This is a genomic window from Xylanivirga thermophila, from assembly GCF_004138105.1.
Taxonomy (GTDB): Bacteria; Bacillota; Clostridia; order Caldicoprobacterales; family Xylanivirgaceae; genus Xylanivirga; species Xylanivirga thermophila.
The window spans coordinates 18,255-30,700 of the sequence record NZ_RXHQ01000031.1 but is presented as its reverse complement, the minus strand read 5'-3'; the positions used below and the strand labels follow the sequence as shown (position 1 = coordinate 30,700).

The 12,446-nt window shown below is 35.9% G+C and carries 12 protein-coding genes; 6 read left to right on the top strand and 6 right to left on the bottom strand.

The window, feature by feature from the left end:
* The first annotated feature begins 242 nt into the window (after positions 1-242).
* Genes EJN67_RS11625 through EJN67_RS11615 form a run of 3 tightly spaced genes read left to right on the top strand, consistent with a single transcriptional unit; the run spans position 243 to position 2,291 of the window.
* A complete protein-coding gene (locus EJN67_RS11625; protein ID WP_129724472.1) occupies positions 243-617 on the top strand; it encodes a helix-turn-helix domain-containing protein in 375 nt (124 codons plus the stop codon).
* Positions 618-630: 13 nt separating this feature from the next.
* The gene (locus EJN67_RS11620) at positions 631-1,425 is read left to right on the top strand and encodes an ImmA/IrrE family metallo-endopeptidase (RefSeq protein ID WP_129724471.1); all 795 of its coding nucleotides are present in this window, start codon (positions 631-633) and stop codon (positions 1,423-1,425) included.
* Positions 1,422-2,291: a hypothetical protein gene (locus EJN67_RS11615; protein ID WP_129724470.1), complete on the top strand. Its 870-nt coding sequence runs from the start codon at positions 1,422-1,424 to the stop codon at positions 2,289-2,291. Before EJN67_RS11620 ends, EJN67_RS11615 begins: the two co-directional genes overlap by 4 nt.
* Before the next feature lie 74 nt (positions 2,292-2,365).
* Here the strand turns inward: EJN67_RS11615 and EJN67_RS11610 are convergent, their stop codons facing one another.
* Positions 2,366-2,557, bottom strand: a complete 192-nt coding sequence (locus tag EJN67_RS11610) for a ribonuclease BN (RefSeq protein ID WP_129724469.1) — start codon at positions 2,555-2,557, stop codon at positions 2,366-2,368.
* Positions 2,558-2,866: 309 nt separating this feature from the next.
* Here EJN67_RS11610 and EJN67_RS11605 point away from each other — a divergent pair, with 309 nt between their 5' ends.
* Positions 2,867-3,721, top strand: a complete 855-nt coding sequence (locus EJN67_RS11605; protein WP_129724468.1) for a TnsA endonuclease C-terminal domain-containing protein — start codon at positions 2,867-2,869, stop codon at positions 3,719-3,721.
* Positions 3,708-4,448: a hypothetical protein gene (locus tag EJN67_RS11600; RefSeq protein ID WP_129724467.1), complete on the top strand. Its 741-nt coding sequence runs from the start codon at positions 3,708-3,710 to the stop codon at positions 4,446-4,448. Before EJN67_RS11605 ends, EJN67_RS11600 begins: the two co-directional genes overlap by 14 nt.
* A gap of 1,297 nt (positions 4,449-5,745) precedes the next feature.
* On the opposite strand, the gene EJN67_RS11595 is transcribed toward EJN67_RS11600, so the two are convergent.
* The 5 genes from EJN67_RS11595 to EJN67_RS11580 all read right to left on the bottom strand — a co-directional run bounded on the left by EJN67_RS11595 (position 5,746) and on the right by EJN67_RS11580 (position 11,762).
* Positions 5,746-6,378, bottom strand: coding sequence for a hypothetical protein (locus EJN67_RS11595; protein ID WP_243641299.1), 633 nt, complete (start codon positions 6,376-6,378; stop codon positions 5,746-5,748).
* Positions 6,369-6,686, bottom strand: coding sequence for a hypothetical protein (locus EJN67_RS14290; protein WP_243641298.1), 318 nt, complete (start codon positions 6,684-6,686; stop codon positions 6,369-6,371). Before EJN67_RS14290 ends, EJN67_RS11595 begins: the two co-directional genes overlap by 10 nt.
* 140 nt (positions 6,687-6,826) lie before the next feature.
* On the bottom strand, positions 6,827-8,704 hold the full coding sequence (locus tag EJN67_RS11590) for a TnsD family Tn7-like transposition protein (RefSeq protein ID WP_129724466.1): 1,878 nt from the start codon (positions 8,702-8,704) through the stop codon (positions 6,827-6,829).
* A gap of 5 nt (positions 8,705-8,709) precedes the next feature.
* Positions 8,710-10,365: an ATP-binding protein gene (locus EJN67_RS11585; protein ID WP_129724465.1), complete on the bottom strand. Its 1,656-nt coding sequence runs from the start codon at positions 10,363-10,365 to the stop codon at positions 8,710-8,712.
* Between the two features lie 56 nt (positions 10,366-10,421).
* Positions 10,422-11,762: a Mu transposase C-terminal domain-containing protein gene (locus EJN67_RS11580; RefSeq protein WP_243641297.1), complete on the bottom strand. Its 1,341-nt coding sequence runs from the start codon at positions 11,760-11,762 to the stop codon at positions 10,422-10,424.
* Positions 11,763-11,933: 171 nt separating this feature from the next.
* Here EJN67_RS11580 and EJN67_RS11575 point away from each other — a divergent pair, with 171 nt between their 5' ends.
* Positions 11,934-12,140 carry a hypothetical protein gene (locus tag EJN67_RS11575; RefSeq protein WP_129724463.1) on the top strand — a complete coding sequence of 69 codons (207 nt, stop codon included), beginning with the start codon at positions 11,934-11,936 and terminating at the stop codon, positions 12,138-12,140.
* Positions 12,141-12,446: the final 306 nt, after the last annotated feature.

The window sequence follows — 12,446 nt, the reverse complement described above, 5'->3', positions numbered from 1 at the left end:
TTACAATTAGAATTAGCCATAGCGAGCACCTCACTGTATTATTTTTTTTTGGTTAAAAATATTATACATGATTTTCTCGCTATGGTTCTATATTTTTTTGGTGTTGCATTTAATTATACAACGAACCTTCTATATTTTTTTGGTGTTGCATTTAATTATACAACGAACCTTGTAAAAATATTTTTTACAAACCGTATCTTTTTTTACACTTTTGGTGTATAATAAAGTAGGAGGTGTAAAAAATGAGCATGGAATTATTATTCGAAAATCGAAAACTAATCGGTAAAAATATATTAAATATCATTAAAGACAATGGATATACAAAGTCTTCCTTTTCAAGGCTTACTAATATTTCACGGCCTACTTTAGATAAACTAATCAAAGGAGAAGTCGACAGCCTCGCTACATTCAAAACCCATATTCAAAAGATTTTGGACAGCCAGGACATGGATGAAGAACAACTACTAAATTATGTTCCAAAGTACAATGCGAAAAAGGAACCTGTTTTTGTGCTGTCTGACAATGCTCCAGAGAATCATGCCCTGAACCCTAATGCTCAAGAGATGTTTGGTATTTTAGAGGATATAGTTCATATGTGCGAACTGTATTACAATTAAGAAGGTGCAGATTATGTCGGAATTAATAACGAGTAATAATCTTGAGCAGGTTATTGAAAAAAATAACCTGATTAAAGATGATATATTAAGATTAACAAATGATTTTACAGTCAGATTTAATAAGTCGAGGGTAACGGGACAGGATAAACTGTCTTTTTCGGTATTAAAAGAGAAGCATTTAATCCAGATTCCTATTGATGATGAGTATTGGGGCGGGGCTATTATTACAAAGGGAAGTATTAAAATACCAGTTATCAATACAGCACAGCCCCGTGTCTACCAATATTTTGTTGCATGGCATGAAATATATCATTTGTTCTATGACCTCAGTTTAAGGGATGAGACCCATAACATTGCCGTTGATATGGATTTAAATGAAAGAAAAGCAGATTATTTTGCTGCAAAAATGATTTTTGGCAATGTGTACGATTACTACTATTCATTAGATGATGAAGATTTTATCGACAGAGTCATAAAATGCATGGATGTATATAAGGCACCATATAAGGCAGTACTGATAGAACTGTTTGAAGAAGCCGTTACAAAATATAATGATTTGGATTTAAAAGAAAAAATTCTTGAGCATTTTGATAATAAACCTGAGAACTTAGTGCAGAAATTTATAGATTTGGAATTGGATGCAGAGTTAGTGAAACCCTCATATGTTGTAAGTTTAGGTGGTTTGGAGAAGAAAATACAAAGTGTTATGAAAGAAAACCCAGATGTCTCCCATCATAAAGATAATTATCAGTTTCTGCTCACGCTAAAGAATAAAATTAAAAAAGGAGTGGAGGGACTTGCCAAATGAAAGGAGAAGGCATAAAAGAATTAAAAAAATACCTTTCCACGGGCATGTCTCTCAAAGTTTGCATCCTGGATAATAACTCTGTTGAATTTTTAACATGGGTACGCAAGAGCGTCAGCCCTGAAAAGATATTTAGCCAGTATGATATGATTCTTATCCCCAAATGGGTATGGGTTGAGGTCTGTGATAGTGATAATAGAAAAAGTTACATAAATGATTTAAAACATTATTCGAAGGTCCAAATTATAGATGAAGTTGATTATTTAACATTGGTGGATTACAAAGAAGCAGAATTATACTATCTGTTTTTGCATTGCTGCTACAATGTGAGCAGGCTTGTTAGTTTTATCAAGAAAAACATCTTAAAAAATAGGCCTATAGAGGATTTAGACCCTTATGAGGAATGGCTTAGCGTGTTTTATGAAGAGGGACTAGACCAAAGAAAACTTTCAAACGGAAGAATTCAGAAGAAGAATGCAGGAGAGATATCTATTGCCGTTTTAAGTTATATCCTTTCCTATTATTACAGTGGAAGCATTGATATTATAACTATCTTCAGCAGTGACAGGGATACCTATGAATTTGTTTCTAAGGCCAAGGAAATGCTTTATAAAGACGAGCGCTTTAAGGACAGGAGCAACACTTCCATAACCTTTAAATCAAATGATTTTCTGATTTATGAATGGACTAGGCTTGGATATATAGATGAGCAAAATATTGATACCTTTGTTAATAGTCACAGGCAAACGAGAAGGATTAAATTCACGAGAAAAAAGCAGGATAATTCAATTGAAGAGCAAGATAAAATCATAGATAATGCTATCTTTTTAGAAATGTTAAAGGACAGCACGATACATTTAATCTTTTAAATATACTGGACTAAATTTTACGGCAAAAAGGTTTTAGTAGATTAAAAACCTACCAAAACCTTTTTCTCATAACTTTAATATTTCTTATCTTTTTTAAAGAATGATTGAACCTTTACGGTAAAAGAAAGAAGTATTATAAGGAATATGCCTTGTAGAGAACCTGCAATAAAGCGAATAAATATATTTTCTGCAATTATAGTAAATGATAGCAAGAATATACTGACGAGAATTACCAATTTTATAGTTGTAAAAACACTATGCCTCATAAAATACCTCCTTATGTTGGTTACACAGAATTTTATCCGACTACTGCATATTATTTCAAGTCAGATTTTACGTTTAAAATAAAGTCGGTCCATGATATAATAGGAATAGGTTTAAGGGAAATGGACCAAGTGCCATTGACACAGTCACCCATAGAGGTGTCCAACTGATGTCAGTGGCATTTTTTATTTTTTAAGATTAGGAGAATAAGGGTTAATGAGTAATGATTCTAGATTGAAAAATGATTTTAAATCAATTGCCTTAATACTATTTACCTTAACCCATGACTCCTAAACTCAGGAGGTATCTGCATGGCTAAACGGAAAATAGATTGGGATGAAAATAAATTAAATAAATGGTTACAGGAGGGTAGGGGGCAGGGAGAAGGAAAGGAATATAAACCCTGGCTTACTGTTACAGATTTCTCCTCAAGGGGGAGGTGCAGCCGTATCAAGGGAATCAAAACGGGAAGGGTTCATCATTTTATGGCGGATATTGAAACCTGGTACTTTTACCTTTTAGAATTTGACGAAGGGAACAAAATAATCGATATTCGGGAGTTTTATCCGCTGCTGGATTTTGATGAAGTTGTCCAAGATAAGCAGGATATTAGCAAGAATCTGTTTATTGACAAAAAAACTGGCTGTCCATATGTCCTTACCACAACATTTCTAATTACCGTTAAGTTGAAGAATGGGAAAACCTCATATGCTGCAAGGAGTGTGAAATCATCAAAAATTCTTGAGAGAAAAACAACGCTTGAAAAGTTGGAAATGGAGCGCAGGTATTGGCAAATAAAAGGTGTGGACTGGGCTATTGTGACGGAGAAAGACATAAACCGTGATAAAGCCAAAAACATAGAATGGGCGCTTTCATCAATACATATGCTGCCTGACATGAGGTTTAATGAGGATGATATAGTTGAACTTGGTTCAGCGCTTCAGTTCAGGCTTGCTAACAGTACAAAATCCATACGGAGTGTAATTGCTGATTTTGATTATGATTATGCTCTGGATACAGGGACAGGCCTGTTCTTGTTCCGTTATCTGGTTGCCGTAAAAGCGATTAAGATTGATATGGAAACACCAATAGACTTAAATGTTCCCGCAAACAGTATTCAAGTTGTTAAGGATATGGAGGAGGGAATAATAAGTGTTAACGGTTAATGCTTTAATTGAGTGGATAGGAAACGAGGCACAAGGGGAGAGTGTAATTGAACGGATTCTATGGTTAGATGAAATGAGCGACTTAACTTATGTCATTGATGTAAATGCCAATAAACTTCCTTATGCAAAGACAATAAGCGAGTACAAAGTAGCCTTGGATACAGAGGAAGCAATAATGCTTGATAAAGACCCGTTTTCAAGAGTTGTTGATGAGGAATTACTGTCAGAGAAGGCTAAAGACATAAGGGACAGAGCGTGGGAGGCTATATCAAGTATAGTTATTTTAGAACCTGAAATTTATTATCCAAGGGAAAGGGCTAAACATGTAAAAACAGTTGCACAAAAATACGGACTTTCAGAGAAAGTAATTTATAAATATCTGAAACGGTATTGGATAAGAGGCAAGATAGTAAATGCCCTACTGCCTGACTATGACAGGTGTGGCGGTAGAGGTAAAGAAAGGAATACCAAAGGCGTAAAACTTGGGCGACCAAGAAAGCATGCAGATATTGTCGGCGATGGTATTAATGTCGACGAAGAAATAAAGCGCATATTCAGAATTGCAATAAACAGGTTCTACTATAGTTCTGCCAAACATTCCTTGACTATGACTTATGAACTGATGCTAAAAGAGTATTTTAACGATGGCCATAGAATGGTGGATGGGAAAAAAATACCCCTTCTGAAATCTTTTTTTACTTTTATCCCTTCCATTTTTCCCATTTAATTCAATCAAACCATCCATTTTGAGGAACATCTTTATTTTCATCCATTTTTACCCATCCATCAGCCATGCGGGTTTGCGGGGATGAGGTTGGAAAGACTTTATTTGATAATCACAGATGTTGTAAACATCAAATAAACTCGTTCCAAAGCAAATAAAGTCGTTCCGCTGAAAATAAAGATGTTCCTTTGGAACAGGGTTAAGGGGCAAGGTTTAAGGAATTAAGTTATGCATCCTTTTAACAAATCAATCCTTTGTAATCCACTTATTATGCTGGTTACAAAGGATTTTATATTTCTGTCATTATCCCTTTTCCCTTAATCCTTATCCCTTTAAAACCTCTTCTATGGAACGACTTTATTTCCTAATATCCCTTCCATTTTTCCCATTTAATTCAATTCAACTATCCATTTTACGGAACATCTTTATTTTCATCCATTTTCTCCCATCCATCAACCATGCGGGTTTGCGGAGTTGGGGAGGGAATGAGTTTATTTTATATTCACATAGATAGGACTAAGGATTTAGGGGGTAAGGGTTAAGGTTTTTGATAAAATCAGGTTAAGTCGTTCCAAAATGAAAATAATGTTGTTCTAAAAAGTAAATAAAGTCATTCTCTAACACCATAATGCTGTAAGCCTTGGAATACCAGTATTTAAGGGTATATATGATATCAGGAATTCAGGATTGCAGGCTATAAAAATGCAGGCAAATACTCTTAACTATGCTTTATGTTAACAATACGGAACGACTTTATCGTACGTGTTTAATTATTTACGCTGTTTTGTTATCATTTTGCTTTAAATAAACAAGTCATAAGTTGTTCTAAAATGAAAATAAAGTCTTTCCCTGACCTCAATGTGCTGTAAACCTTGAAATATAAGGGTTATAGGGTACAGATGTTATCAGGGTTTCAGAGTTATAGACTATAAAAATATGAATAAGTACGCTTTGATATGATTTATGTTAACAACATGGAACGACTTTATCATATGTATTTTATTTTCTGCGCTATTTTTTGTTGTTTTATTTTGTGAATCAAATAACTCTTAAGTCGTTCCTAAATGAAAATAAAGTCGTTCCAAAGTAAATAAACTTATTCCAAAAAGAAAATAATGTCCTTCCAAAAATATAAGCAAAGTCTAATGGGAAGAGTTCTGCTTGGTTTATATGTATTGAAATGTGATTTAAGTTCTTTATGCTGCATTATAAGAATATTACGAACCAACCCAACTATAAATTGGAATTTATCAATGAAATTACTTACTCAAAATATAGGAAACCATAATACAACACACTCTTAACGTGGATGTTTTTTTATTCTTTTTTCTTCTTCTATCCATTCTTTTTCATATGATTCTTTATATCCATATGTCCCACCACTCGCATATTTTCTCATTAACCCCACTTCAAACAGTCCATCCCAGCGTACATGTATATGTTCAAATTTATGATAATTTAACTCATCTGTACATAGCGGTATAACTGCTTTTTTATCATTAGCATTCATTAAGTAATATGGATATTGGCACTTTAAAACAACCTTATTCTGTTCGATTTTCTCCGAATTTTTATTCCAGCACAACAACAAAAACTGTACACTATTAAACCTAAACAAATATGAAAATTTCAAATCAGGAAATTCCTCCTTTTCTACAGTTTCATTAAGAAAAACCTGACCCGTTTCATAATCAATATTTCTTATTGTACTATTTGAATAAAAGAAGGGGTCTTTGCACCATCGCAATTTCAGATTTCCAAACATTGCATCAGGCATAGGAGACACATTAATCGCCAATCCACATAGTACTGTCACATTTTCCTTCGGGACATTATCGCATGCGTTCATAAGGTAATAAAGCATTTCTTTGTCATAAAATGAGCAATCTTCTTTATGAGACCGCATATCATTAAATGCATATTTTAACAGCATTTTTGAATCATCACATAATCATATTCGATTTCAACTATATCATTTTCGTTGTATTTTCTCGTAAAATATCGGCTAATAAATTCTTTTGCATAGTTATCAATATAAGAGATTCTATTTTTATTGCAATCTTCACAAACATCTTTGACCACCGGGTCTGCCTCGTGAATCACATGTCTTGCACCATCAAATGTTAAATAGCATTCTGGAAATAAATTAAGAATTGCACGTGAAATAATATGTTCTTTAGTTCCTTTTGCTTCTTTTCCGCAATATGCACATTTCAATTTCAAAACTCCTTTCAATTTCACAAAGAAATTCCTGCTTATCTGCCAATCATATAAATTTCTTATTTCTAAATTTCTTACTTCACAATATTCTACTAATCTGTACTATTTACCTTTATTTTACACTATATAACCAGCAAAAGCACCTACTTTCTTACACCTTACTACCTTTCACCCAACTCCCCTAACACCCTCTTAATCTCTTCCACAACCTGCTTCCTATATCTATTACCTACACCTGTCATGGCAGTAATATTAGTAACAGTCAATGCCTTGCCTTCTTCATTAAGTTTATCAATTGCCCATTGTATACGCCTCTTGTGCAATTCCATAGGAGCCTCTATAACAGAATTGATGAATGACTTGGTTAGTGGTAATTTATCTAGTTGCAAATCGAAACTCTTAAGTCCTGACTTAGTTTTAATCAACCGCAGGCTGATTCTCTGAGGTTTTTCATCACTTTCTAATATTTCCTGAACAGTTTGCTTAACATGCTGTAAGATTTCCTTGTCCCTAATTTCCCAATCAACATTACTGTAAGCCTGAACGTATTTCTTTGCAGGAGTATTTTTCTCCCACCACTCCCTATCATTCCTGCATAACCAGGTACAGGTATATTTACCCAGCCTCCGTAATTCAAGTCTGCCTTTGTCTGGATTTTCCCTGACTATCTGAAGCCACTTTTCCCTGTGATACTGTCTTTTTACTTCAAACTCCGCAGAAGCAACACTATTACGTTCTACTAACTTTTTGCTTTTTTCCTGTCCTTTTTCAGAAATATACTTTCTTACAGTACTAATATCTGCATTAAGTCTTACTGCAATTTCCTGAATACTTACTCCACTTTCATGCAATTCATGAGCCTTAGCCTTCCATACATGTCCATACTCTACAACCCTGACAAATCTGCGCCGCCCCTTACCCCTTTCTCCTTGTTCTCTTGTAACTGTTTCCATATATTCATATCCGCAGGGACATCTGAAAAAACCATTAGTGTTCTTATTTCTACGCCTATACTTTATTTCTACGTCTTTTATTACAGGTTCAAGAAAGTGGTCAGCAGCAGGATTAAGACATACCCAAGGTCCTTCTCCGAAAGGTCTGTAATTTAACTCTTTTATAAAAAGTTCTTCTACTCCTATTCCTAAAAATCTTGCCAGCATCAGGTGCCGAATTGGATACACTGCCTTCGCATCGCTGTGCGTAACTTCCTTCAGCCACCTTCCCTGTTCCTTATCCCATACATTTGAATAGACAGCATTCAGAAACTCAAGTCCGTAGAAATTTATAAAATCCCTTTTTACTTGTTCCCAATACACTTTACCATTTACATTAGCATATCCTAATTCCTTAAACCGTTCTAAATACTGTTTGGCAAACCATTTAAACGGCTTATATGGATACCGGTTCTCAAGCAATAATCTTGCATCTTGAGCAATGAGTACAAACTTCTCTATCGTTTCAGGTTTGAAATAAAGTAATTCATTATTAATGCAGTTATCAGCGTCAGCAGGTACATAGGCTTGTGGATTATGACCCCGCACTAAAACAGTACTATTATGAAGAATCGCTTTATGTATAGGACACACCATTACAAAGGGTATCTGATGCAACCTGTGCCAATATCCTTCACCATACAATTTCTGCTCTTCTTCGAAGCATTTGGGACAAAATCTTAAATATTGGTTTAGTGGAATCCTACTGCCGATAATACCTGCTTTACCATAAATTTTGCTTCCACCTTCAGACAGCATTAATTGTTTTACTTCTTCTGCCCGTTCTTTTGGAAGAAATGCAGTAAAGAATGGGTACAGAGTATGATTATAAATCAAATCATCAGCAGTATAAGGACAATTCACAGGTAGGTTAGATACCAGCGAATTCAAATTAAAAGGCATTTCCATTACAGCCCTGGAACTACACTTTCCAAATATGCTCTCCATGATAGTTTGATAACTTGTAATCCCACAGCGAACACTATAGCGTGCCAATACACTATAAAGGATTTCATCAGGATATGGGGTTGGAAAAAAATGCATCATTTAAATTACACCGCCTTGAACAAAGTGTCATTCCTCTCTCCTTTGATATATCCCTTGTCCTTTAGCGCATCATATGCCGATTTCCCCTGATTTCTACCTTCCTCCACAATATAGCGCAAGTCATTTTCTGATTTCGGAGTAGTCTTCACTTTTTTAGACTTCTTTTCCGTTGTGTTTCCTGAAAGAACCTGAATCGCTTTTATAACAAGTTGTCCTTCATCTATATTATGGCCTTCTGCTTCAAACACTGCTTCAACGGCTTTTCTGGCTTTTGCAACATCAATACCAAGTTCCGCTAACTTGTAAAGAGCCTGTTCCATTTTTGAAGTTTTATTTTCCTTTTCCCTTTTTTCCTTTTGCTCCTTTATTGCCCTTATTCTCATCCGCATTTCTACTGGCAGTTTCTCCTGATTCACTAACTTGCCATAGTCAATCTCAGCCGTGCAAATATCAGAATATTTAGCAATCTCCCTAATGTTCCCCGATTTCAACGCTAAAATCATCGGTCTAACCAATTGGAGATGTTCTCTTGCTACTTGTTGTATTAATTTTTCATCAACCTGCTCTTTTCCAGTGGAAATTGCAATAGTTTGTGCCATGACAATGATTTTACAGATTATATCAATTATTCCCTGAGATTCTTCATACAACAATTCTCGCATGCTCTTTGTTAATATGCTTTCTTTCCTCGTCCACTGATACTGCCAAAGGGAATCCAGCAGTATTTCAAAGTTTTCATCATACTGTAACCTTTCCCACACCATATCCCCCTGGCCTGAACCCCTTCTTGCCTGTCGGAATTCACTCTGTAAAATTGACATAGCCTTGGGAGTTGCTATTAATATAATAGGTACTCCTGCGGTATTGACAAGAGTTACAAAAAAGTTAAGCATCCTTTCATCGCCAAGGCCTCTTGCCCCGCACAGATGCTGGACTTCATCGATAATAAGCAAGCCTAGCCCAGTATTTCTTACCACCTGACACATAAGCGTCAGCATATAGTCGACAGGCTTCTTTGAGTTAGCAACCTTCCTGTAAAAATCAGTCCCCATTAGTTGGTCCACTTTGTTAAAAAAGTCAATGCAAAGCCCTTTCACACTGCCATCGAAGGGGCAATCCAACTTTAGCCACACCAACTGGTAGAAACTGAATCCCTGCCCCTTATACCTGCTGTGTACAATAACCTGCGGATACATAGATAGAACCCTATTGACCGACACAGACTTTCCCATACCTGATACGCCAATGATAGTAAAACCACAAGCAGTTGTCCTAAACTGCTGATTGGCATTAATGTCGCAATTCTGTACAGCCCTATATCCATCCTTTAAACTTATTACATATTCTTTACTTATAGGGTTCCTCGGTAAGTATCCCTGCCGTATGACTCTTGAAATCCTGCTTTCTAAATCTAAATGCTGGGGTAGAGGCTGAAAACACTGAAAAAGTTTTTGGGTAAGATGTATCCTGTAGTGTGCATCGAGATTCCGTTCTTCTTCACTGTAATACGGATAAACAGCCAACTTCTCGACCACTTCTTCAGGAGCATAAATAGGAGGAAGTGCCTCTATAAAAGGATTTCCTGAATATTCTCTTATTATTTGCTCCCTGTATACTGCCTCTTCCCCCTCCACACCATTAGGTATTGCCACTTTTCCCATAATTTCATATCTCTCCTTTGTACTTTCAACCTCTGAAATAAATTTCACTTAAGCCTTTATTCCCTAATCTTCCCAAACGCCTCTCTCTGTTTTCTTCTCAGCAAGTCAAGAGGATTAGATGGTAATTCCTCCTCAATATCATTAAAAGAGATTACCTCTGCACTCTTATCATTAATTTGCTTGTCTAATTCAAAAGCCTCTGTCTCCCGGTTTATCTCCTTTTCAACCTGCCTGTTTTGCCGTATATTTTTCTTCCTTTGTGCATCGCTTTCTGTTGATAGTGAAAGTTCTTTATTTGTCTTGCTTTTTGCCCCTTCAACTATTGTTTCTATTTCTGTTATTAAATCTGCCTTGGCCTGCAATCCCTCATCAAGACTTTTAGCCTTTTGCATCTTTTCCCACTCCATCAGGTATTCAATTTCTTCGATGTACTTACCCTTAAAGGCTGTCTGATATTCCAGCAGGTAGCATTTCTCAAACTCGGTGGCAGATTTCTTAATGTATATGTAATTCATGTTTCTTGGGTCATAACATACAGGCACTTTCCAACTTCCACTGCTACGGGCTTTTGTGAACCACTGTTCTTTCATGCTTGACTTTGAACTGTAGAATAAGCCCTTAAACCGTATCCCCTTTGCAGTAACCACTCCGTTATCTGTGGGCATCAGGTTAAGTTTCACGACTTCCTCATCTACATGCCGAAGTTTTCCCATTCGGTTAGCAATACCCCAATTCCATATTTCTCTTGGAATAGGCTCCACTTCGTCTGCCACCATCATTTCATCTTTGTTGTAATTGTCAATACGATAATGGTTGTTGTGGAATAACGCACATTTTATAATAATGGCAGTAAATTGCATTAAATCAAGTTTCGCATCAAGCCTGTAATCTCTCCCGCCTCGCTGCATAAAATCTGTATTTACCGCTCCAGGAAGTAATGATTTTGTACGCTCATTGGTCAATTTAAAATATCTTTCTACTAACGGCTTCCAGTCAGCCCTGAAAGGCGGGGTATTCTTTACCGTAATCCCAAGATTCATAATCAAACTCTCTGCATTGTCTGAAAGCATTTCCCCTCGGTCTGCCAAAATTGCCTGAGGGAGATGATGTACAGGCCACTCTTCTTCCTGAATATCTATACCATACTGACTACAAAAAGAGACTTTGTTTCCAGCAGTGTTTGCAAGAGCCATTGCTGCTCCAAGCCATGAAGGTCCTTCAAGGCCTACATAAAGCCCCACAATTAGTTTGGAAAAGCAATCCTGAACGATATACAACACCGGTCTACCAATAATATGTGTCCTATTAAAGCGGGAAACCAAATATACATCAGCCACAGTTGCATCAATTTGGAATACCGAACCAGGTCCTATAGCATCCGTACTGGAATTTCCCAACACAGGACGGTACTCCTGTTCATATTTCTTCGGGCTGTAACGGGTTGAAACCTCCCGTTTGATATTACGTTCTTTCTCAAAAAAGTAACGGAACTGTCCAAAAGTAGGAATCTCAGAAGAAGGTGTTCTTTTTTAGGGATAAGGAATAAGGAAAAAGGGATATAGGGGAGGATGGAGGGAAAAGAAAAAACCTTTGTAACCTATATGATAAATGGATTACAAAGGATTGATTATTTGATTGGAAGGCTATCCTTGCCCCTTGAACCTATCCCCTTAACCCTGCAGTTAAGGAACATGTTTATTTGCAGTGGAACGAGTTTATTTACAAAGGAAAGAGTTTATTTGGTGTTTACACAGAAGGCAGGACTAAGGATTTAAAAGGGATAAGGGGCTAGGTAGAAGGATTGAAGGGGAATTTTTGTGGACAGAATATTTTAATCTTGTTTAATTGTCTTTTTAAAATATAATGAAGGGTGGCTATATTATCTTTGGGAAGACAGCAATAATATGTAAAAAAAGTTATATAAAAATTAAGCAGATATACGATAACAATGAATATGATAACAATTTTAAATGCTAGACCTATAACATATAAGAATAACATGTTCCTTAATGTAGATTTTATTTGTAACACCTAAATAATAGACTTGTTTAACGGTAAATAGAGGAAATTATGGATAAATG

Coding starts and splice junctions, on each gene's coding strand:
- EJN67_RS11625 (WP_129724472.1), top strand. CDS start 243: ATGAGCATGGAATTATTATTCGAAAATCGAAAACTAATCGGTAAAAAT.
- EJN67_RS11620 (WP_129724471.1), top strand. CDS start 631: ATGTCGGAATTAATAACGAGTAATAATCTTGAGCAGGTTATTGAAAAA.
- EJN67_RS11615 (WP_129724470.1), top strand. CDS start 1,422: ATGAAAGGAGAAGGCATAAAAGAATTAAAAAAATACCTTTCCACGGGC.
- EJN67_RS11610 (WP_129724469.1), bottom strand. CDS start 2,557: ATGAGGCATAGTGTTTTTACAACTATAAAATTGGTAATTCTCGTCAGT.
- EJN67_RS11605 (WP_129724468.1), top strand. CDS start 2,867: ATGGCTAAACGGAAAATAGATTGGGATGAAAATAAATTAAATAAATGG.
- EJN67_RS11595 (WP_243641299.1), bottom strand. CDS start 6,378: ATGCTGTTAAAATATGCATTTAATGATATGCGGTCTCATAAAGAAGAT.
- EJN67_RS11590 (WP_129724466.1), bottom strand. CDS start 8,704: ATGATGCATTTTTTTCCAACCCCATATCCTGATGAAATCCTTTATAGT.
- EJN67_RS11585 (WP_129724465.1), bottom strand. CDS start 10,365: ATGGGAAAAGTGGCAATACCTAATGGTGTGGAGGGGGAAGAGGCAGTA.
- EJN67_RS11575 (WP_129724463.1), top strand. CDS start 11,934: ATGGAGGGAAAAGAAAAAACCTTTGTAACCTATATGATAAATGGATTA.